This is a genomic window from Mesorhizobium sp. P2_D1 (assembly GCF_056404455.1).
In genome coordinates this window covers 107,879-128,118 of record NZ_JBFUDZ010000004.1, presented here as the reverse complement: position 1 = coordinate 128,118, position 20,240 = coordinate 107,879, and the positions used below count along the sequence as shown (strand labels likewise).

The following is a 20,240-nucleotide window of genomic DNA, read 5'->3' as shown; positions in this document are numbered from 1 at the left end:
ACCCACGAATGAAGCTTGCCCGGCGCGCTCGATCCTTCGAGCGGCAACGAGGATTTGCGCGCCTGAGGGTGCAATCGAGGACGATTGGAATGCCGTTGCCAAGTTATGCCCTCGGAGTGATGGAGGCTTCGGTCTATGCGCCGGAAGTCCTGGCGCGCGGCCTGCCGTCAGCTCTGCCGCCAGCGCAGCCATCCGAAGGCCGCGCCGGGCTTGCCGCGCAAGCCGCCCCGCTGCTTTCGCTTCAGGGCATCGGCCTGTCGTTTGGCGGCGTCGTCGCACTGGCCGATATCGACCTGTCGGTTCTATCAGGCGAGATACGCGCCATCATCGGCCCGAACGGCGCCGGCAAGAGCTCGCTGATCAACGTCATCAGCGGCGTCTATCGACCGGATCGCGGTCATGTCCTGCTCGACGGGATCCGTCATGCCCATGTCCCGACGCAGCGGCTGGCGCATCTCGGCGTCGCCAGGACCTTCCAGAACCTTGCCCTGTTCAAGGGCCTCAGCGTTCTCGACAATGTCGCCTCAGGCCTTGCCTACAAGGTCCGCTCCAACTTTGCCGGCCAGGTGCTCGGCATCGGCCGCTCGCGCGGCGAGCAGCGCGACACCTTGAGCCGCGCCGATCAGATCCTCGAATTCCTCGACCTCAGCCCCGTTCGCGATCGTCTTGTCGGCACCTTGCCATACGGACTGCAGAAGCGGGTCGAACTGGCCCGCGCGCTGGTCGCCGAACCGCGCCTGCTTTTGCTCGACGAACCGATGGCCGGCATGACCGCGAGCGAAAAGGGCGAGATGGCGGGCTTCGTGCGTGCCGCGCGCGACCGCTTCGCCACCACCGTCGTGCTGATCGAGCATGACGTCGGCGTCGTCATGGGCCTGTCCGACCGCATCGCCGTTCTCGACTATGGCCGCAAGATCGCCGACGCCACGCCCGACGAAGTCAGGAACGACCAGCGGGTCATCGACGCCTATCTCGGCGTCGCCTCGGACAATGAGGACGGGGCAGGCATATGATCGCCGACTTCGATTATCAGTTCTTCATCGAAGTGCTCGTCGGTGGCCTGCTCTCCGGCGTCATGTACTCGCTGGTCGCCATCGGCTTCGTGCTGATCGACAAGACCTCAGGCGTGCTCAATTTCGCGCAAGGCGCGCTGCTCCTGTTCGCGGCGCTCACCTTCGTCAGCCTGGTCGAACGCGGCGTTCCGTTCGCGCTGGCGCTGGTGGTCACCTTCGCCATCATGGTGGCGATCGGCATTGCCATCGAGCGGACGGTGCTGCGGCCTCTCACCAACAAGCCGCCGATCACGCTGTTCATGGCGACGCTCGGCCTCTCCTACATCATCGAGGGCGCGGCCCAGTTGATCTGGGGCACGCAGGTCCATGGCCTCGATCTCGGCATCGAGGACGTGCCGTTGGAAATCGGCGGCGTGCTGATCAGCCAGTTCGATATCTTCGCCGCATTGGTGGCCGCCGGCATGGTTCTGCTTTTGTCGTTGTTCTTCCGCTACACCCGCATCGGCCTCAGCTTTCGCGCTGTCGCCGACGACCAGTTCGCGGCCCTCGCGGTTGGCCTGCGCCTGCCCTTGATCTGGGCGACCGTCTGGGCAGCTGCCGGTCTCGTCGCACTGGTGGCGGGATTGCTTTGGGGGGCTCGCCTTGGCGTGCAGTTCTCGCTGTCCCTGGTGGTCCTGAAGGCGCTGCCGGTGCTGGTGCTCGGCGGCTTCGATTCCATCCTCGGCGCCATCGTCGGCGGACTGCTTATCGGCGCCAGCGAGAAGCTCGCCGAGGTCTATATCGGCGACTATTTCGGCGGCGGCATCGAGAGCTGGTTCGCCTATGTCGTCGCGCTCGTCTTCCTCTTGATCCGTCCTTCCGGCCTGTTCGGCCAGAAGCTCGTCGAAAGGATCTGAGCCATGACCGCGATATCAAGCGATTTCTCCTCCGCACCGGTGCTGCCGAAATGGATCGCGCCCGTCCCGCTGCTCGCCTTCGCCTACGGCGTCGTGCCATTGATTGGCTCGAGCTACCTGTTCGAGGCCATCCTGCTGCCGTTCCTGGCGCTCAGCCTCGCCGGCGTGGGCTTGAATATCCTGACCGGCTATGCCGGCCAGGTTTCGCTGGGCAGTGCCGCCTTCATGGCGGCGGGCGCCTTCGCCGCCTATAATTTCAACCTGCGGGTCGAGGGCCTGCCGCTGATCGGCAGCATTGTCCTGGCCGGCCTGGTCGCGGCCGCGATCGGCATCGTCTTCGGCCTGCCGAGCCTGCGGCTGAAGGGGTTCTATCTCGCGGTTTCGACGCTTGCCGCACAGTTCTTTGTCCAGTGGGCGCTGACTAAGTTCAGCTGGTTCTCCAACGACTCGGCGTCCGGCGTCATCGACGCGCCAAGACTTTCAATAGCCGGCTTTGCTCTCGACGGCGCCGTCGGCCGTTATCTCTTTGCGCTGACCATCGTCGCCATCGTGACCTTCCTTGCTTATCGGCTGGTGTCGTCGCAGACCGGGCGCAACTTCATCGCCATCCGCGACAATGAAACCGCCGCCCGCATCATCGGCATCCCGGTCCTGAAGACCAAGCTTCTGGCCTTCGCCATCTCGTCCTTCATCATCGGCATCGCCGGCGTCATCTGGGCCTTCGCCTATCTGCGGACCGTCGAGCCGGATGGTTTCGACCTCGATCGCTCGTTCCAAATCCTGTTCATCATCATCATCGGTGGCCTGGCCTCGATCCGAGGCGCCTTTTTCGGTGCCGCCCTCATCGTGGTCTTTCCGCTCGCTCTGTCTCGCCTCGGCGGCTTTCTGCTCGGCGATCACTTTGACTCGGGCGTGCTCGACATGAGCCAGCGCATCGTGCTGGGCGCGCTCATCATCCTGTTTCTGATCCTCGAACCCGACGGGCTGGTGGCGCTGTGGGACAGGATCCGAAGACGGCTCCTGTTCGCCTGGCAGTCGACTTGAGCTGATCCGGGGCAACCGCCCCGAACTGAAAATGAACCAGAGGCCGGACCCAAGACGGCCCATACCGGGAGTACCTAGCCATGACCTTCCTGAGCACCATCAAGGCGGCGGCGCTGTCCGCGGCGATGATCGTGTCGGTGGCCTTGCCCGCCGCCCACGCCGACGAGCAATATTTCCCGCTGCAAAGCTACCGCGTCGGGCCCTATGCGGCCGGCGGCACCGGCTTCTTCGGCGGCTTCATCGACTATCTCAATCTCATCAACATCCGCGACGGCGGCGTCAACGGCGTCAAGCTGACCTGGGACGAATGCGAGACCCAGTATGAGGTCGAGCGCGGCGTCGAGTGCTACGAACGGCAGAAGAGCCATGCCGGCGCCGCCGCCTGGAACCCGCTCTCGGTCGGCATCGCCTATGCCATGATCGACCGCATCACAGCCGACAAGGTGCCGCTGATCACCGTCAACCATGGCCGCACCGACTCCACCGACGGCCGTGTCTTCCCTTACGTCTTCCCGCTGCTTCTCAATCCCTACAGCGAGACGTCCGGCATCGTGAACTACATCGCCTCGAAGGAGGGCGGCATCGACAAGCTCAAGGGCAAGAAGATCGTCGTGCTCTATCACGGCTCGCCTTACGGGAAGGAGACCATCCCGATCTACGAGTTGCTGGCGCAGAAATACGGCTTCACCGTGCAGCAGATCGAGGTGCCGCATCCCGGCAACGAGCAGCAGTCGCAGTGGCTGACCATCCGCCGCGCCAAGCCGGACTTCGTCGTCCTGCGCGGCTGGGGCGTGATGAACCCGGTGGCGCTGAAGACGGCAGTCAAGGTCGGTTATCCCGTCGACCATATCGTCGGCAATGTCTGGTCGAATTCGGAAGAGGACGTGATCCCGGCCGGCGACGCCGCCAAGGGCTACACCGCCATCACCACGCAGGCCTCCGGCAACTCCTATCCGGTGGTGCAGGAGATCGTGAAGACGGTCTACGACGCCGGCAAGGGCAATCTGGAAGACAAGTCGCGCATCGGCTCGGTCTACCACAACCTCGGCATCGTCAACGGTATCCTTAATGTCGAGGCCATCCGTGTCGCGCAGGAGAAATTCGGCCATCGCACGCTGACCGGCGACGAGGTCCGCTGGGGCTTCGAGCACCTCAAGCTTGATCCGGCCAAGGTCGAGGCGCTCGGCGCCAAGGACCTGTTCCACTCGATCAATGTCAGCTGGGACAATCACGAGGGTGAGGGCTACGTGACCTTCCAGCAGTGGGACGGCAAGAAATGGAATGTCGTCTCCGACTGGATCGCGCCGGACTGGGCTCTGCTGCGGCCGATCATCGAGAAGTCTGCCGAGGCCTATGCCGCGGAGAAAGGCATCAAGTTGCGCACAGCCGATGACGCCGATGCCGTGACCACCAACTGATCAATCCAAGCCGGGCGTCACGGCCAGTTTTCCGCGACGCCCGGCCCATTTCCGGTTTTCGAACCACGGGAAGTAAGAGCTCATGCCAAACGATGACGTCATCCTTGTCGTGGACGCAGTTCATGCGACCTACAACCACGCCATCACCGCGTTGCACGGCGTCAGCTTCGAGCTCAGGCGCGGCGAGATCCTGGCGCTGCTCGGGGCCAACGGCGCCGGCAAGACCACCACGCTGAAGGCCGTCTCCAACCTGCTGCCGGCGGAGCGCGGCCAGGTCAACGCCGGCACCATCCGCTATGACGGCAGCGATGTCTCGCGCCGCCAGCCGGGCGATCTGGTGCGCGCCGGACTGGTGCAGGTGCTGGAAGGCCGGCACTGCTTCAAGAGCCTCACCGTCGAGGAGAACCTGGTCGCCGGCGGCATCGGCCGCAGCGGCCGCCGCGCCGAGATCAACGGGGATCTCGAGCGGATCTACGGCTATTTTCCCCGTCTCAAGGAGAAGCGCCGGACCCTGTCCGGCCTCACCTCTGGGGGCGAGCAGCAGATGACGGCCATCGGCCGGGCGCTGATGTCGCGGCCGCGTCTGCTGGTCCTCGACGAACCGTCGATGGGGCTGGCGCCGCTCATCGTCCAGGACATCTTCCAGACGCTCCGGAAACTGAATCGTGAGACCGGCCTGTCGATCCTGGTCGCCGAGCAGAACTCGGCGGTCGCTCTTGGATATGCCGACCACGCCACGGTGCTCGAAAACGGCGTCTCCGTTCTCTCTGGTGCGGCCGCCGAGCTTCGCCAGCGCGAGGATGTGCGGGCCTTCTACCTGGGGCAACAGGCATCGCCGGCCGCCAAGCCAGCCCATCTCCATGCCGTTGCCTGAACCGAAATCCGAAGGAGCAGTAAAATGACCGATTCGACCGTCAAGACCGACCATGCCTCCGCCGCCGTGCCGCCAGTCGCACGGCCAACCGCGTCGGCGCACATCATCAAGGACGACGCCGAGGCGATCGCCATCGCCCAAGCGCTCGCCGCCGAATTCGCCAGGGATTCTTCCCGGCGCGACCGCGAGCGGATCTGGCCCGTTGCCGAACTCGATGCGTTTTCGCAAAGCGGCCTGTGGTCGATCAATGTGCCGAAGGCATTCGGTGGTCCCGAATTGTCCTACGCCACGCTCGCCAGGGTGATCGAGATCATCTCGGCGGCGGATTCCTCGATCGGCCAGGTTGCGCAGAACCATCTCGGTGTCGTCGCCGCCATTCGCACGGTGTCGGATGCGGATCAGCAGAAGCTGCTGTTCGCCGAAGTGCTGAAAGGCACGCGGTTCGGCAATGCCTTTTCCGAGTTCGGCTCCAAGCGCGCCGCCGATTTCGAGACCCGCTTCACCGATGCCGGCGATCATGTCGTCGTCAACGGCCGGAAATTCTATTCGTCCGGCGCGCTGCTTGCCCATCTGGTGCCGATCGTGGCGCTCGATGACGAGGGCCGTGCCTGGTATGCGATCGCCGACCGCGCCGCGCCCGGCCTGACGGTCATCGACGACTGGTCGAGCTTCGGCCAGCGCACGACGCTGTCCGGCACCGTCATCATCGACAATGTCAAGGTGCCGAAGACGCATCTGGTGCCCGGCTACAAGGGCTATGACAAGCCGACCGCCGACGGCGCCATCTTCCAAATCATCCAGGTGGCGGTGGACACCGGCATCGCCCAAGCGGCGATCGACGAGACGGTCAGTTTCGTCAGGACCAAGAGCCGCGCCTGGATCGACAGTGGCGTCGACAATGCCTGGGACGATCCCTACACCATCCAGGCCATCGGCGACCTGACGCTGCGCCTGCATGCGGCGCAGGCGCTGCTGGAAAAGGCCGGCCTGGCGATAGACCGGGCGGTGGCCGAGCCGACCGCTGAGACGGTGGCGCATGCGCAGATCGTCACCGCCGAGGCGAAGATCTTGTCGACCGAGATCGCCATCGCCGCCACCAACAAGCTGTTCGAACTGGCGGGAACCCGCTCGACGCTGGCCGAGCACAATCTCGACCGGCATTGGCGCAACGCCCGTACGCACACGCTGCACGATCCGGTGCGCTGGAAATACTCCATCCTCGGCAAGTATTTCCTCAACGGCGAAAATCCGCCGCTGCACGCCTGGAGCTGATTTTCCACCGGCGGGCATAGGTTCGCCGCATCAGACATCGATCATCAAGAGGCCCACTGCCATGTCAAATCCAACAGTCGTCGGCTTTTCCGGCAACATCACCCGGCCGTCAAAGACGCGCGCCTTCGTCGATCTGGTCACCAGGGACATAGCAGCCCGTCACGGCCTGTCGGCGAGCACCTATGATATCGAGGATCTCGGTCGGTCGCTGGGAACGGCAAGATGGGCTCGCGATCTCGACAGCCAGGCGCACCCAATCCTCGAGGAAATACTCGCTGCCGACGTGCTCGTCGTCGGGTCGCCAACCTACAAGGGCAGCTATACCGGCCTGTTCAAGCACTTCTTCGACCTGATCGATCCGGCCGCCTTGCGGGGAAAACCCATCCTGTTGACCGCGACCGGCGGTGGCGAGCGCCACGCCTTGATCGTCGAGCATCAGCTGCGGCCGCTGTTCGGCTTCTTCGAGGCCTTCACGCTGCCCACCGCCGTCTACGCCACCGACAAGGATTTTACCGACGGCGTGCTGCGCTCCGATGCGATCCTGAAGCGTGCGGCGCAGGCGGTGGACGAGGTCGGATTCGTGCTGGCCAACCGCTCGGCAGGCAGGATCGCCGCCGAGTAGCATTCCGTCGGCGGATTGCGACGATAATTCCTGTGGGCGGTAGCCTCGCTTACGCGCAATTTACGACCGCCCGCTACATCTGTTCCTGTCTGATTCGTCTGGGACAGGAACGTCATGAGCAAAGCCCTCACATCCTTCGCACTGGTCGCGGTGCTGACTGCCTTGCTCATGGCGTTGAGCCTGGCTGTCGCCAGGCACGGCTATCCCTATGGAGCCATCGGCGTCAGACGGCTCGATGGCATTGCCGATGCCGGAACGTTCATTCCGCTTGCCGCGGTCTATTTCTTCAGCGCCCTGCTGATGATGATCCTGCCGATCAGGGCGGCCAGCATCGTTCTCACCCATGCCGCCGATGCGGTCTTCTGGACCGTGATCGTGCTGTTTGCCGCCATCGTCGGCTGTCTCGCCGCCAGATGGGCCTTCGGCCAGGGCAGCGCCGTGTGGGCGCTGCTCAACTGGCGGTTCCTGTTTGCAGCAGCGATCGTCGGTTGCCACTTCGTCATGAACGAGCTGCGCCGCAATGTTCTGCTGCGCAGCCTGTTCTTTGTGGTTTTCGCCGCCGCGACGCTGGCCTGCCTGTTCTGGTCCTTCTCGCTCTGAGCCGGCTAATTCTATGATCCAGCGCTGATGTTGCTGGCCGCCGTTGCCATCCATGTCCAGAGATAGGCGGCAAGCCCGCGATCGACATGAATGCGCAGCCTGCCCTGATGGCGATAGACGATGGCGCTTATGCCGGCGAAGGAAAGCGCTGCGCTGGCACTCGCTTGCTTGGCATCGAGTGTCGTCCCGCGCGCGATGAAAGCGTCGAGCGCCGAGCCCTCAACCTCGAACACCTGCAGCCCGGCGCTGACCGCCGTCACCGCGAAGCCTTCTGCGTGCCAGCCCATCGCGACGGCGAGTGGGCTGTTCGACACGACGAGCAGCCGGTCGCGCGCCAGCCGCGCCGCATAGCGGTCGCCTTGCGCCGTGCCAAAGGCACCGACCCCATTTGCGTCCTGGCCGGACGCCCGCGACCAGGCATCGAGGTCGCCGCTGACCAGCAACTGATTGAGGCCGGCGGTCGCGCGCACCACGAGGCCGGGTGCCGTGATGACCGCCGACTGCCAGTCGGGCGCGACAGACCATTTTTCAGCCAGATCACGCATGCAGCCGGTCTCCTACGGGGTCGAAGGCGCAAGGCGCGGTAATCGTCGCCTTGCTGACCTTGCCGAGGTGCTGGATGTCGATCGTCTCGCCGTGGCGGGCGGCGCCGCGTTCGATCAGCCCAAGTGCGATCGGACGACCGAGTGCTGGGCTCTGGTAGCTCGAGGTGACAAAGCCCTGGCTGCGCAATCTGCCATCGCTCCACCTGACGCCATGCGCGCCGGTCGGCAGCGGCGCTTCGCCAGAGGGCACCGTCAGTCCGACAAGCTGCATGCGGTCGCCGCGCGATGCCTCTTCGGTGAACAGCGAGCGGCGGCCGACGAATTCACCCTGACGTTTGGCGCGCGGACCCTCGACGCCGAGATCCTGCGGCAGCGTGGTGCCGTCAGTGTCCTTGCCGATGACGATAAAACCCTTCTCGGCCCGCAGGATCATCAATGCCTCGAGGCCGATGACGACGGCGTCGAACGCCTGGCCGGCATGGCGTAGATGCGCCCACAGCGGCTCGGCGCGATCAGCCCGGATGGAGATCTCGTAGCTCCTGTCGCCGGTGAAGCTGACGCGGGCGATGCGGACCTCGTCACCTGCATAGGAGCCATGGCTGACCGCCATATGCGGCAGGTCGGCATCGTCGAGCGAGAGACCGAGATCCAGCGTTTCGAGCAACTTCCGGGCGTTCGGCCCGGAAACGGTCAGCGTCGCCATTTCGGCGGTGGCGTTGTGGATGTAGACGGCGCCGCGCCCGAAGCGGTCCTGGCGCCATTCCTCCAGCCGCGCATGCACGGCAGCGACATGCGAGGACGAGCACGACACGACGAAGCGATGCTCGTCGAGCCGAACCAGCACGCCGTCATCGAAGACCACGCCATTCTCCGACAGCATGAAGCCATAGCGGCAGCGGCCGGGTTTCAGCGTCGACATGGTGTTGTAGTAGATAAAATCGACGAATTCGGCCGCCTTGGGTCCGATCACCTCGATCTTGCCGAGCGTCGAACCATCGAACAGCGCGACCGACCGGCGAGCGCGCCGCGCCTCGTCCGCGATGGAGCGTTGCGCGTCGGCGTTGCCACCATAGTGAGCCGGGCGCAGCCAGCCACCATACTCCTGGAAGACGGCGCCGCTGGCACGATGCACGCTCTCCAGCGGCAGCCGGCGCACCGGCGCCATCAGTTCGCCGCTGCGGGCGCCGGCAAAGCTCGCCAGCGGCACCGGCGTGAACGGCGGGCGATAGGTGGTGGTTCCGACCTCCGGCACCGTCCGGCCGGTGATACCGGCCATCAGCGCGAGGCCCGGCAGGTTGGAGGTCTTGCCCTGGTCGGTCGCCATGCCGAGCGTCGTGTAGCGCTTCAGATGTTCGACCGAGACGAAGTTTTCGCGTGCCGCCAGTTCGACGTCCTTCACCGTCACGTCGTTCTGGTAGTCGATCCAGATGCGTCCCTTCGAGCCGGGCATCGGCCATACCGCGAGAATGCCGCCCGTCGCTTCCGGCCCGGTGCTGCGCGGCACCGCTGTCGTGGTCTGGCCGAGCGATGCAATCGCCTTGCCGGCGCCTGCAAACACCTCCGACAAGGAAACCGCACCGGCTGCGGCGCCGGCCACGGCGATACCATCGACCGGGTCGCCCGGCAGGAAGGCGGCGCGCGCCTCGCTCCAGGCGAGCTTGCCCCTGGCCTGGCCGAAGAGATGAATGGTCGGCGTCCAGCCGCCCGAAACCAGCACGCAATCGGCATCCAGCCTGGTGCCGTCGTCGAGCGTCACGGCTTGGACACGCAACCTGCCATGCGCGGCGGCGAGGCTATGTCCAGCGATCAGCCTGACGTTGGCAGGTGCGGCGGGCGTGCCGTCGCGCCTGATGTCGACAAGCGTCACACCGGCGCCTGCCGTGGCGAGCGCCTCCGCCACTTCATAGGCGCTGTCATTGTTCGTGGCGATGACGATCCTGCGGCCGACCAGCACCGCATGCAGCCTGAGATAGGCGAGTGCGGCATCCGCCGACATGATGCCCGGCAGGTCGTTGTTGGCGAAGGGCAGCGGCCGCTCGATGGCGCCGGTCGCCAGCACGATCTGGCGCGGCCTGGCCCGCCACAGCGTGTCCGGCCGTCCGTCGCGATGGCGCTGGTTCAGGCCGACCAGATTGTGGTCGTATATGCCGAAGGCGGTGGTCGAAGGAAGGATCGGGTGACCACCCGCGGCAAGCTCCGCAACCGTCTCCTTGATCCAATCGGCGACCGGCTTGCCGTCGATCTCACCAGCCCGGTGGCCGAGCGAGCCGCCTGGCCTCTGTTGGTCGTCGACCAGCGTGACGGACAGACCGGCGCCGGATGCCAGCCTTGCCGCCGCCAAGCCGGCCGGCCCCGCCCCCACCACCAGCACGTCGCAATGGTGGTTGATCTGGTCGGCTGTGCCCTGCGATGTCCAGTCCGTATCGACCGTGCCCAGCCCCGCCATGGCGCGGATGCGTGGCTCGAACATGTGCCAGTCCGGCCACATGAAGGTCTTGTAGTAGAACGCCGCTGGAATGAAGCGCGAGAAGCGATCGAGGAAGGCGTTGCGGTCGGCCAATGCGGTTGGCATGGCGTTGACGCTTTTCGCCACCAGCCCGTCGCGCGCCGCCTCGGTAGTGGCTCGCGTGTTCGGCGTCGCCGGCACGCTGCCACCGATATCGACCAGCGCGTTTGGCTCCTCGACGCCGGCGCCCCAGATGCCGCGCGGCCGATGATATTTGAAGCTGCGACCGACGACCGCGACATCGCCGGCCAGCAGCGCCGAGGCGATGGTGTCACCGGCAAAGCCGTGCACTGTGGCGCCGTCGAAGCTGAAGCGGATCGGCCGCGACCGGTCGATGGCGCTACCGCCGGTGGCGAGGCGCGAGGCGGTCACGCCGCGTGCTCCCCACCAAGAGCGGTTGAGGACACCACCGTGTGGGTGACGGTGTCACGTTCCATGACGAAGAACTCGCCGCAGTTCATATGCACCCAGATTTCGCGCGCGGTGCCTTTCGGGTTGGAACGCAGATAGAGGTAATCAGCCCAGCGCCCGACCGGCACATCGACGCCATCCGGCCGCGTGTTGCCAGCATCGCCGCCATAGTGGAACTCGGTCTCGTCGCGCGGGCCGCAGAACGGGCAAGGGAAAAGCTGCATAAAGTCCTCTTAATGCGCGATGCCAGAGCCGGCCGCTTCGTCGATCAGCCGCCCACTGGCGAAGCGATCCAGGTCGAACGGACGGCTGATGTCGTTGTGCTTGCCTGTTGCCAGCAATTGCGCCAGCAGCGTGCCGCCGGCGGGGATGGCCTTGAAGCCCCCCGTGCCCCAGCCGCAATTGAGGAACAGGCCGGGCAAGGGCGATTCACCGATGATCGGCGAGGAGTCCGGCACGACATCGACGATCCCTGCCCATTGCCGCATCAGCTTCAACTGGCCGAAGATCGGGAACATCTCCAGCACGCCGGCAATCACCGTCTCCAAGGTGGGCAGATTGCCGCGCTGTGCATAGGAGGGGATGCGGTCGAGCCCGCCGCCGATGACAATCTCGCCCTTGTCTGACTGGCTGACATAGACGCCTGTGCCGGGCGACAGCACCACCGTGTCGAGGATCGGCTTGACCGGCTCGGAAACGCAGGCCTGCAGCGCGTAGGAGTTGATCGGCAGGCGAAAGCCGGCCTTGGCCGCCAGCACCGAGGAATGACCGGCGACCGCCATGCCGATACGGTCAGCACGGATCGCGCCACGCGTCGTCTGGACGCCGCGGCAGCGGCCGCCCTCGATGATGAAATCGGTGATCTCACAGTTCTGGATGATGTCGACGCCGAGCCGGCTCGCCGCCCGCGCGTAACCCCAGGCGACCGCGTCATGGCGCGCCGTACCGGCCCGGCCTTGCCAGATGCCACCGAACACCGGGAAGCGCGCATTGGCTGAGAAATTGTAGATCGGCGCCACCCGGCGCACATCGTCTGGCGAAAACAGCTCCGCATCGATGCCGTTGATCTGCATGGCGTTGACGGTGCGCGCCCCAACCTCCATTTCGGCGGTGCTGTGACAAAGATTGACCATGCCGCGCTGCGACAGCATGACATTGTAGTTGAGGTCCCTGGACAACCCCTCGTAGAGCCGGTGCGCCAGCCCGTAGAGCTCGACGCTTTCCGGATAGTAGTAGTTAGAGCGCACCACGGTGGTGTTGCGGCCGGTGTTGCCGCCACCGATCCAGCCCTTTTCCAGCACTGCAACCCGGCTGATATTATGGTTCGTTGCCAGGTAGTAAGCCGTCGCCAGCCCATGGCCGCCGCCGCCAATGACGATCGCGTCATAGGATGGCTTCGGCTCGGGCGAGCGCCAGGCCGGCTGCCAGCCGGTCTGGCCGGCCAGCCCCTCCTTGAAGAGCGACAAAGCGGAATAAGTTCTGGTCATGGCGTGCCGGGCAAGGCTGATTTCTCAGGGTAAAGCGTAATGGTATTGTACATATATGTCTAGTAGGCCTGTCCATCGTGCACGTAGCGGATAGTGCTAGCGTTTGCGCGAAATCGTCTCCTCGACGTAGCGCGAGAACGCCTCGACATCCTCCGCCAAAGGCTCCTGGCCGGTGAAGCTGCGCAGATACAAGGCGACCTGGGCCAGGCGGCTGCTCATCGGCTCGTTGAGTTCGAGCGAGTAATAGCCGATCTGCATGAAATAGAGCACGCGGGCGCGCACGAACGCGTCTTCTTCGTCATAGCCATGACGCACGAACATGTCGCGAATGGCATCGACGCGCTCCTCGTCCGCCTCGTCGAGCGCGCGCCTGATGGCAGGCGAGCGACGGGCCCAGGCCCTGATCGCGAAATCGAGCTGCGGATCGAAGAGCCTTTCGTCCACCCAGCATTCGAAGATGCTCATCACCCCGCGGATCACGGTCGCGGAGGGTCGCCTGGCGCGTTCGACGATGAACCTGGTGTTGGTCTGCCGCCAGTAATCCAGCAACTGGTCGAGCAGGTCCTGACGACTCTTGAAATACCAGTAGAAGCTGGAGCGCGAGACGTCGAGCTTCTGGCCAAGGGTCAGCACGCGAACGCGTTCGACACCATCCGAGATCAACGTTTCAAGCGCAAGCTTCAGCCAGTCTTCGCGGGTGGCCTTGATGTTTCCGGTGGCGCCCGCGCGCTGGATCGTCGTATCTGTGGCTTCCATAGGCACGACGCATGACACGCTGCATCAGGCAAATCAAGGCTATGGACACTTCTGTCCAGGTCAATTCGGCCTAGCCCGGATGATGCCTAGCGGATGTTAGCCGGACTGGGGATCGTATGGCGCTGTCGCCGCCGCGCCATCGGCATGATGCCAGGCCTGGGATTTTGTCGCGGGCGGCTGGCCCACTGCATGCTTTCCCGCAAGGCAATTGTCTGGCAAATACCAATTCAGACAGACGCCGCCGCGCGGCCAACCAGCAGGAAGACAAGACATGACCCTGTTTCGACAGAACCTCATCGATGGCGAATGGGTCGGCGACGCCGGCTCCCGCAACATCAACCCTTCGGACACCGGCGATGTCGTCGGCGACTATGCCTCGGCGGGTGCCGCGCAGGCGGGGCAGGCAATCGCCGCCGCCAAGGCTGCGTTTCCAGCTTGGTCCCGGTCCGGTCCGCTGGCGCGCCACGCGGTGCTGAAAAAGGCGTCGGACGAGATCATGGCGCGCAAGGACGAGATCGGCCGCAATTTGGCGCGTGAGGAAGGCAAGACACTGGCCGAGGGCATTGGCGAGACCATTCGCGCCGCCCAGATATTCGATTTCTTCGCCGGCGAAACATTGCGCCTGTCAGGCGAGGTCGTGCCAAGCGTGCGGCCGGGCGTCGGCGTCGAGATCACCCGGGAAGCCGTCGGCGTGGTCGGCATCATCACGCCGTGGAATTTCCCGATCGCCATTCCGGCATGGAAGATCGCTCCGGCGCTCGCCCATGGCAACACCGTCGTCTTCAAGCCGGCGGAGCTGGTTCCCGAGAGCGCCTGGTCCATCGTCGACATCCTGCATCGCGCCGGCCTGCCGAAGGGCGTGCTCAATCTCGTCATGGGCAAGGGCTCGGTCGTTGGTCAGGCCATGCTCGACAGTCCCGACGTCAACGCCATCAGCTTCACTGGTTCGGTCGGCACCGGCAAGCGCGTCGCCGCCGCAAGCGTCGAGCACATGCGCAAGTTCCAGCTCGAAATGGGCGGCAAGAACCCGCTGGTCGTGCTTGACGATGCCGACCTTGCGGTCGCTGTCGATTGCGCGCTCAACGGTGCCTTCTTCTCGACCGGCCAGCGCTGCACGGCTTCGTCCAGGCTGATCGTGACCGACGCCATCCATGACCGTTTTGTCGATGCCCTCAAGGATCGCATGGGCAAACTGGTCGTCGGCGACGCTCTCGACGCGCAGACCCAGATCGGCCCGGTCGTCGACGCGACCCAATTGAAGCAGGACGAGGATTATATTGCCATCGGCGTCAGGGAAGGCGCCACGCTCGCCTTCGGCGGCGAACGGCTCGACCGCAAGACGCCCGGCTTCTATCTCAGCCCGGCCCTGCTGACCGAAGCCACCAACGCCATGCGCAGTTCGCGCGAGGAGATTTTCGGCCCTGTGGCCAGCGTCATCCGCGTCAAGGATTATGACGAGGCGTTGGCAGTCGCCAACGACACACCGTTCGGGCTGACCTCGGGCATCTGCACGTCGAGCCTCAAGCACGCCACGCACTTCAAGCGCAATTCGGAGGCCGGCATGGTGATGGTCAATCTGCCGACGGCGGGTGTCGACTTCCATGTCCCCTTCGGCGGCCGCAAGGGGTCGAGCTACGGCCCGCGCGAACAGGGCCGCTATGCCATGGAATTCTACACCACGGTGAAGACCGCCTATACGTTCGCAGGCTGATTGGCCTCCGCCGATCACGCCGGGCTGATCGGCCACTTCCGATCATGCCGGGCTGATCGGCCACCCGGGCCGATCATGCCGGCGACGCGGCAACATCAAGAACACCGGACCGGCGCGCGGCGATGACATTGCGAGACCTGACCTGGCTCAATCCGCCGCCGCACCATGCCATCGACGGCGATACCGTTCGTGTGCGCACCGGCAAGGAGACCGATTTCTGGCGCGAGACCTTCTATGGTTTCTGGCGCGACAACGGCCACTTCCTCTACAGTAAGGTCGAGGGCGATTTCACCGCCGAAGTCACGGTCGAGGGCCGCTACGAGGTGCTCTACGACCAGGCCGGACTGATGGTCCGGCTCAGCGAAACGCACTGGATCAAGGCCGGCATCGAATACACCGACGGCGTGATGTATTTTTCCGTCGTCGTCACCAACGATGCCTCGGACTGGTCGCTGGCCACCATTCCAGCCAGCCCGCACGGTGTGCGGATCCGCTTGACCCGTCATGCCGAGACGATCCGCGTCCAGTATCTCGATGCTTCCGATGGCCGCTGGAAGCCCGTGCGGCTTGCCTATTTTCCGATCTCGAAGGCGGTCGATGTCGGCATGATGTGCTGTTCGCCGCAACGCGAAGGTTTTGAGGTCACATTCTCCGGTTTTTCGGTCGGCCCGCCGATATCGCGGGAACTGCACGACTAAAACCGCCCTTCGGCGCCTCAATCACCCGCCAGCCTCGTCCAGTCCCAGTCCTTTGCGAACGGCGTCGCGGATGGCTTGCGGGCCGAACCTGGCCCATGCAGCCTGATGCGCGCGCATGCGCTGATTTGCTCTGCGTTCAGCGTCCAGGCAAAGTCCCACCGCCATCTCGGCTAGCGCCTCATCGCTGTCCGACAGCAGCAGCTCCTGGTTCTCGACAAAGCCAAGCCCCTCTGCGGCCAGCGGTGTCGCGATCACCGGCACGCCCCAGGCCATCGCCTCCAGGATCTTGATGCGCGTGCCTCCGCCTGCCGCAAGCGGGATGATGGTGAGATGCGCCCTGGACAGCAGCGGCGCCATGGTTTCCGGGTCTTCGACGAGCTCCACGCCAGGCAATCCGGCCAGCGCCCGCACTGCAGGCTTCGGCCTGCGCCCGGCAATAATCAGCGTCGCCGCCGGAAAAGCCGCCTGGATACGAGGAAATATGATGCCGGCTAATCTCTTGGCGGCATCGACATTTGGCGGATAGTCGAGATGGCCGACGAACAGGATCACCGGAAAGCCATTGTCGGCCGCAGCCTCGGCGGGCAGCGTTTCGGGGATATCGCTGACGTGGGGAATTCCGTTCGGAACCACATCGACCGGCACTCTGTGCGAGAAAAGGATCATCAGCCTTGCGCGGTCCTCGTTCGAGCACACCCAGACCCTGTCGACCAAGGAGAGCGCCTTTCCTTCGAGGCGCCTGATGGCAATGGCCGTGGCAAGCCTGGCCGCGGCGGACCGCGCCTTGTCGGCGCGATGCAATTGTCCCGCCAGGTCGGACTCGACATTGTGCATGTCGAGGATGAGCTGTTTCGTCAGGGGTCTCAAAGGCTGCAGCAGCTTGAACAGGCCTATGCCCTCGACCACAATTGTGTCCGGGCGGAAGTCTCGAACGAGGGCCTCGAGCCGCTTCAGGGCAGAGCGCGAAATGCGATGTTCTGCCCTTATGCGCCACCAGCCGATCGAGCCGGTGCGAGCTTCACCGTCGATCGATAGGGCTTCGATGCGGATCGGCGGATCGACGGCTTCCACAGCCTGCGGCCGCACCGACGCCAGGCAGACGGGTCCGAACGCCGCTGCCGCCACGGCATTGCGGTGGTTGCGCAGATCCGTGCCGGACTGCGGCGGAAAGGCCGGATCGTGCGACACGACCAGCACACGCCGTTCGGCGCTCCGAGGCTCTGTTCCAGACGGCATTCCAGACCGTTCCGCAATCACAAAAGGGGTTCGACTTGTTTAGCTGAACGGCGCTTTCGTCAAGCGCGTGATCCGCTGGGATGTCCGGTGCAAGCTTCATGCCGACGGCCCGCAAGGGGTCACCGCCTGGACCACGCCAGCCAGCGCGCCGACAACCGCTTCCACAGCGAGGTGAACCGGGTTCGCCGGTAGGCGTCTCCGGCCATCTTTATGCCTTGTGCCTGCGTCGGGAAGGGATGGATGACGTCGGCCAGCGCGTGCAATCCCATACCGGATTTGATGGCGAGCGACACCGCATTGATCATCTCGCCGGCATGGCTGGCGACGACCGTGGCGCCCAGAATGCGGTCGGACCCTTCCTTGACGTGGATTTTGACAAAACCCTCTTCCTCGCCGTCCATGACCGCACGCGCGACGTCGTGCATCAGCACCGTATAGGTCTTGACCGGGATGCCATCCTGGCGCGCCTGTGCCGGATAGAGGCCGACATGGGCAATTTCCGGATCGGTATAGGTGCACCACGGCACGACCAGCTGGCTCACCCTCTTGCGCCCGAGGAACAGGGCGTTCTGCACCACGATGCGGGCCGTTGCCTCCGCGATATGGGTGAATTTGTAGTCGAGACAGACATCGCCTGCCGCATAGACGCGCGGATTTGTGGTCCTGAGATAATCGTCGACCTTGATGCCGTTGGCATCGTATGCCACCCCGGCGTTTTCCAAGTCGAGACCGTCGACATTGGGCGAACGGCCTATGCCGGTGATGATCTCGTCGACGGAAATCGTCGTCGTGTCGTCGTCCCGCAGCAGGTCGGCGAGCTTCTTTCCGCCTGCCGTCCGTACCGCCACAACCTCGGTGTTGAGCCGAACCTCGACCCCTTCGCGCGCCAGCGCATCCGAAAGGACCTGGGCGGCGTCGCGCTCTTCGCCGGGCAGGAACATGGGGTCCCGCTGGGCCAGGATGACTTTCGCACCCAGCAGGCAGAAGGCCTGCGCCGCCTCGCAGCCTAGCGGTCCGCCGCCGATGACCAGAAGCCGTGGCGGGCAGGCCGTGAGGTTGAACACGGTCTCGTTGCTGAGATATCCGGCTTCAGCCAGCCCCGGAATTGTCGGCAGGCTCGCACGGGCACCTGTCGCGACCAGCGCCTTCTTGAAACGCAGCGTCTTGCCGGCGACAATGACCGCGTCCGGTCCGGCAAACCGCGCTTCGCCGAAAAAGACATCGATGCCTTCCGAGGCGATGGTCGCGGCCGAATCGGCGCGGCTGATCCGCTGCCGGATTTGCCGCATGCGCCGCATGGCCCGCTGGAAGTCGACGTGAAGACGCTCCGGCGTGTCGCCGCCAAAACTTTCGGCATCGCGCATATCGGCATAGAGCCTGGCCGTGCGGATGACCGACTTGGACGGGATGCAGCCGACATTGACGCAGGCGCCGCCGATCAGGTTGCGCTCGATCAGCGCGACCTTTGCGCCGAGGCCGGCCGCGTCGCGGGCGGCGGTCAGCCCGGCCGGCCCGGCGCCGATGACGACGAGGTTGTAGGGACCGTCCGGCCCCGGATTCTTCCAGTGCGGTGGATGGGCGTGCTGGATCAGCTCGATGTCATTGCGGTCGACAGGGAAGGCGGCAGCACTGGTCCGGTCAGGCGTCATCGCCGTGATCCCTCGACAGCCATCCACCCGTGAAGCCCGCCTTGCGCAAGCCTCGACGGATGTGCTGGTTGGAGCGCATCAGTTTCCAGACCAGGCGCGAACGGTGGTTCTCGATCATCATCACCACAATGCCCTGGTCCAGGCCGTAGTGGCCTTCCGACACCCAGCCGTTGCGGCCGAATTTTCGCCGGTTCGCCAGTGTCGGGTTGAAGCCGCTCGGCAGCCGGAAATTGTCGACCACCTCGGGGTAGCGATCCCCGAGATGGCGCAACGCCGCCAGGCAGATCTCCGGCGCGAACGGCAGTGACGCGGGATAGGACCATGGGGCGATCGTCCCGTCATCCGGCCCGAACGGAGCGCCACGCGCGGCATAGCCGGAAAACCGGCGACGCTGACGCTCTACGCTGGTACGAAAGCCGCCCGGTCCGTCGCCTGCCGAAAGTCCCCACAGGTTCTCGTCGTAGCCGCCATAGCCATAGGGGTTGTGCCGCGCATAGTCGCGGTGGAGGTAGGTCGAGCGGCGGCTGTTTTCGAAATAGTCCGAATTCTTCTCGCGCATGAAAGCGTCGCGGATGCCGGCGAAATCGATCCAGGCATGCGAGAACTGGTGCATGAACAGCGGTCCGCCATAGAGCACGTCGTAGCCGTAGATGTTCTCCCACTGGTAGGTGGCCGTCCAACCTTCGTAGCTGTCGCCGGAGGTCGGGCTGTCGGGCGAGGCCATCGACAGCACATAGAGGATCGTCGCTTCGTTGTAGCCTTCCCAGCCATAGTGGAGAAAGCCGCTCTTCGGCTTCCAGCCCTGCCGCAAGGTTGGACTGCTGCCTTGCGCCCACCGCCAGTCGACACGCCGGTAGAGTACCTCGGCCAGCCGGCGGATTTCGGCTTCCTCGTCATCGTCACCGGAGAAATAGGCGCCCGCCACCAGCACGCCGGCGATCAGCAATGCCGTATCCACCATCGACAGTTCGCAGCGCCAGACGCGCAGGCCGGTCCGCATGTCGAGAAAGTGGTAGTAGAAGCCTTTGTGGCCGGTGACGTCGTCGCCATTGCCTTGCGAGGAGGTCGAGAAGAAGCGCAGTGCCGCAAGGTTCAGCTTCACCGCCGCGTCGCGTGTCATCCAGCCTCGCTCGACGCCAATCGGATAGCAGGACAGGGCGAAACCGACGACCGCGATGCTGGCCGGTGAATTCGGCCGCGACGTATCGGCGACCAGCCCATTTTCGGGGTTCACGTTCTCCAGGAAATAGTCGAAGGCCGCACGCTGGTAGCGATCCAGAAGCTCGTCATCGGACAGCGCGGCGGGTTCGGCCCTAAGCAAACGATGCACACTCCAGCCTGACCGCCGCAGGTTCCGCCGGGCAGGTCATCGCGCATGCCGAACTGTCACTCGGTGTCATGGCTTTCCCATATCTTTCTTGCGTTCTCGTCGATTCGGACGTTGGCAATCATACGCGTGTTGCGCTCCCTTCGTTGCCCCCGTCACGCAGAATTGTAGCTGT

At 64.6% G+C, this 20,240-nt stretch carries 18 protein-coding genes; 10 read left to right on the top strand and 8 right to left on the bottom strand.

Going from position 1 to position 20,240, the window contains the following annotated elements:
* Positions 1-89 precede the first annotated feature (89 nt).
* The 8 genes from AC1D0I_RS05890 to AC1D0I_RS05855 all read left to right on the top strand — a co-directional run bounded on the left by AC1D0I_RS05890 (position 90) and on the right by AC1D0I_RS05855 (position 7,739).
* Entirely contained in the window at positions 90-1,013 is a 924-nt protein-coding gene (locus AC1D0I_RS05890) for an ABC transporter ATP-binding protein (RefSeq protein ID WP_477393663.1), read from the top strand.
* Entirely contained in the window at positions 1,010-1,909 is a 900-nt protein-coding gene (locus tag AC1D0I_RS05885) for a branched-chain amino acid ABC transporter permease (protein WP_477393661.1), read from the top strand. Before AC1D0I_RS05890 ends, AC1D0I_RS05885 begins: the two co-directional genes overlap by 4 nt.
* 3 nt (positions 1,910-1,912) lie before the next feature.
* The gene (locus tag AC1D0I_RS05880) at positions 1,913-2,953 is read left to right on the top strand and encodes a branched-chain amino acid ABC transporter permease (RefSeq protein WP_477393659.1); all 1,041 of its coding nucleotides are present in this window, start codon (positions 1,913-1,915) and stop codon (positions 2,951-2,953) included.
* 80 nt (positions 2,954-3,033) lie between these two features.
* A complete protein-coding gene (locus AC1D0I_RS05875; RefSeq protein WP_136618300.1) occupies positions 3,034-4,371 on the top strand; it encodes an ABC transporter substrate-binding protein in 1,338 nt (445 codons plus the stop codon).
* Between the two features lie 82 nt (positions 4,372-4,453).
* Positions 4,454-5,245, top strand: coding sequence for an ABC transporter ATP-binding protein (locus tag AC1D0I_RS05870; RefSeq protein ID WP_477393657.1), 792 nt, complete (start codon positions 4,454-4,456; stop codon positions 5,243-5,245).
* A 24-nt stretch (positions 5,246-5,269) separates the two neighbouring features.
* The gene (locus AC1D0I_RS05865; protein WP_477393655.1) at positions 5,270-6,517 is read left to right on the top strand and encodes an SfnB family sulfur acquisition oxidoreductase; all 1,248 of its coding nucleotides are present in this window, start codon (positions 5,270-5,272) and stop codon (positions 6,515-6,517) included.
* A gap of 61 nt (positions 6,518-6,578) precedes the next feature.
* A complete protein-coding gene (msuE, locus tag AC1D0I_RS05860; protein ID WP_095082897.1) occupies positions 6,579-7,139 on the top strand; it encodes an FMN reductase in 561 nt (186 codons plus the stop codon).
* 114 nt (positions 7,140-7,253) lie between these two features.
* The gene (locus tag AC1D0I_RS05855; RefSeq protein WP_095082895.1) at positions 7,254-7,739 is read left to right on the top strand and encodes a hypothetical protein; all 486 of its coding nucleotides are present in this window, start codon (positions 7,254-7,256) and stop codon (positions 7,737-7,739) included.
* 11 nt (positions 7,740-7,750) lie between these two features.
* Here AC1D0I_RS05855 and AC1D0I_RS05850 read toward each other — a convergent pair whose 3' ends face one another.
* The 5 genes from AC1D0I_RS05850 to AC1D0I_RS05830 form a co-directional block, all read right to left on the bottom strand.
* On the bottom strand, positions 7,751-8,284 hold the full coding sequence (locus AC1D0I_RS05850) for a hypothetical protein (RefSeq protein ID WP_477393653.1): 534 nt from the start codon (positions 8,282-8,284) through the stop codon (positions 7,751-7,753).
* Positions 8,277-11,162 (bottom strand): sarcosine oxidase subunit alpha family protein, encoded by a 2,886-nt coding sequence (locus tag AC1D0I_RS05845; RefSeq protein WP_477393651.1) that lies wholly within the window; start codon positions 11,160-11,162, stop codon positions 8,277-8,279. Before AC1D0I_RS05845 ends, AC1D0I_RS05850 begins: the two co-directional genes overlap by 8 nt.
* Positions 11,159-11,425: a sarcosine oxidase subunit delta gene (locus tag AC1D0I_RS05840; protein ID WP_477393650.1), complete on the bottom strand. Its 267-nt coding sequence runs from the start codon at positions 11,423-11,425 to the stop codon at positions 11,159-11,161. The genes AC1D0I_RS05845 and AC1D0I_RS05840 overlap by 4 nt, the downstream gene beginning before the upstream one ends.
* A 9-nt stretch (positions 11,426-11,434) precedes the next feature.
* A complete protein-coding gene (locus tag AC1D0I_RS05835; RefSeq protein WP_477393648.1) occupies positions 11,435-12,688 on the bottom strand; it encodes a sarcosine oxidase subunit beta family protein in 1,254 nt (417 codons plus the stop codon).
* Between the two features lie 96 nt (positions 12,689-12,784).
* Complete coding sequence (locus tag AC1D0I_RS05830; protein ID WP_477225190.1) at positions 12,785-13,444, bottom strand: TetR/AcrR family transcriptional regulator; 660 nt, start codon at positions 13,442-13,444, stop codon at positions 12,785-12,787.
* A gap of 271 nt (positions 13,445-13,715) precedes the next feature.
* Between AC1D0I_RS05830 and AC1D0I_RS05825 the strand changes: the two genes are divergently transcribed.
* Together AC1D0I_RS05825 and AC1D0I_RS05820 are read left to right on the top strand one after the other, a co-directional pair.
* The gene (locus tag AC1D0I_RS05825; RefSeq protein ID WP_477393647.1) at positions 13,716-15,155 is read left to right on the top strand and encodes an aldehyde dehydrogenase family protein; all 1,440 of its coding nucleotides are present in this window, start codon (positions 13,716-13,718) and stop codon (positions 15,153-15,155) included.
* A 122-nt stretch (positions 15,156-15,277) separates the two neighbouring features.
* On the top strand, positions 15,278-15,853 hold the full coding sequence (locus tag AC1D0I_RS05820) for a DUF1349 domain-containing protein (protein ID WP_477393645.1): 576 nt from the start codon (positions 15,278-15,280) through the stop codon (positions 15,851-15,853).
* A 21-nt stretch (positions 15,854-15,874) separates the two neighbouring features.
* On the opposite strand, the gene AC1D0I_RS05815 is transcribed toward AC1D0I_RS05820, so the two are convergent.
* The 3 genes from AC1D0I_RS05815 to AC1D0I_RS05805 all read right to left on the bottom strand — a co-directional run bounded on the left by AC1D0I_RS05815 (position 15,875) and on the right by AC1D0I_RS05805 (position 20,059).
* On the bottom strand, positions 15,875-17,089 hold the full coding sequence (locus tag AC1D0I_RS05815) for a glycosyltransferase family 4 protein (RefSeq protein WP_477393643.1): 1,215 nt from the start codon (positions 17,087-17,089) through the stop codon (positions 15,875-15,877).
* Between the two features lie 119 nt (positions 17,090-17,208).
* Positions 17,209-18,738 carry a mercuric reductase gene (locus AC1D0I_RS05810; protein WP_477393641.1) on the bottom strand — a complete coding sequence of 510 codons (1,530 nt, stop codon included), beginning with the start codon at positions 18,736-18,738 and terminating at the stop codon, positions 17,209-17,211.
* Entirely contained in the window at positions 18,728-20,059 is a 1,332-nt protein-coding gene (locus AC1D0I_RS05805; protein WP_477393764.1) for a glucoamylase family protein, read from the bottom strand. The genes AC1D0I_RS05810 and AC1D0I_RS05805 overlap by 11 nt, the downstream gene beginning before the upstream one ends.
* Positions 20,060-20,240 lie beyond the last annotated feature (181 nt).

Coding starts and splice junctions, on each gene's coding strand:
- AC1D0I_RS05820 (WP_477393645.1), top strand. CDS start 15,278: ATGACATTGCGAGACCTGACCTGGCTCAATCCGCCGCCGCACCATGCC.
- AC1D0I_RS05885 (WP_477393661.1), top strand. CDS start 1,010: ATGATCGCCGACTTCGATTATCAGTTCTTCATCGAAGTGCTCGTCGGT.
- AC1D0I_RS05870 (WP_477393657.1), top strand. CDS start 4,454: ATGCCAAACGATGACGTCATCCTTGTCGTGGACGCAGTTCATGCGACC.
- AC1D0I_RS05830 (WP_477225190.1), bottom strand. CDS start 13,444: ATGGAAGCCACAGATACGACGATCCAGCGCGCGGGCGCCACCGGAAAC.
- AC1D0I_RS05810 (WP_477393641.1), bottom strand. CDS start 18,738: ATGACGCCTGACCGGACCAGTGCTGCCGCCTTCCCTGTCGACCGCAAT.
- AC1D0I_RS05825 (WP_477393647.1), top strand. CDS start 13,716: ATGACCCTGTTTCGACAGAACCTCATCGATGGCGAATGGGTCGGCGAC.
- AC1D0I_RS05815 (WP_477393643.1), bottom strand. CDS start 17,089: ATGCCGTCTGGAACAGAGCCTCGGAGCGCCGAACGGCGTGTGCTGGTC.
- AC1D0I_RS05850 (WP_477393653.1), bottom strand. CDS start 8,284: ATGCGTGATCTGGCTGAAAAATGGTCTGTCGCGCCCGACTGGCAGTCG.
- AC1D0I_RS05865 (WP_477393655.1), top strand. CDS start 5,270: ATGACCGATTCGACCGTCAAGACCGACCATGCCTCCGCCGCCGTGCCG.
- msuE (WP_095082897.1), top strand. CDS start 6,579: ATGTCAAATCCAACAGTCGTCGGCTTTTCCGGCAACATCACCCGGCCG.
- AC1D0I_RS05880 (WP_477393659.1), top strand. CDS start 1,913: ATGACCGCGATATCAAGCGATTTCTCCTCCGCACCGGTGCTGCCGAAA.
- AC1D0I_RS05875 (WP_136618300.1), top strand. CDS start 3,034: ATGACCTTCCTGAGCACCATCAAGGCGGCGGCGCTGTCCGCGGCGATG.
- AC1D0I_RS05890 (WP_477393663.1), top strand. CDS start 90: ATGCCGTTGCCAAGTTATGCCCTCGGAGTGATGGAGGCTTCGGTCTAT.
- AC1D0I_RS05835 (WP_477393648.1), bottom strand. CDS start 12,688: ATGACCAGAACTTATTCCGCTTTGTCGCTCTTCAAGGAGGGGCTGGCC.
- AC1D0I_RS05855 (WP_095082895.1), top strand. CDS start 7,254: ATGAGCAAAGCCCTCACATCCTTCGCACTGGTCGCGGTGCTGACTGCC.
- AC1D0I_RS05840 (WP_477393650.1), bottom strand. CDS start 11,425: ATGCAGCTTTTCCCTTGCCCGTTCTGCGGCCCGCGCGACGAGACCGAG.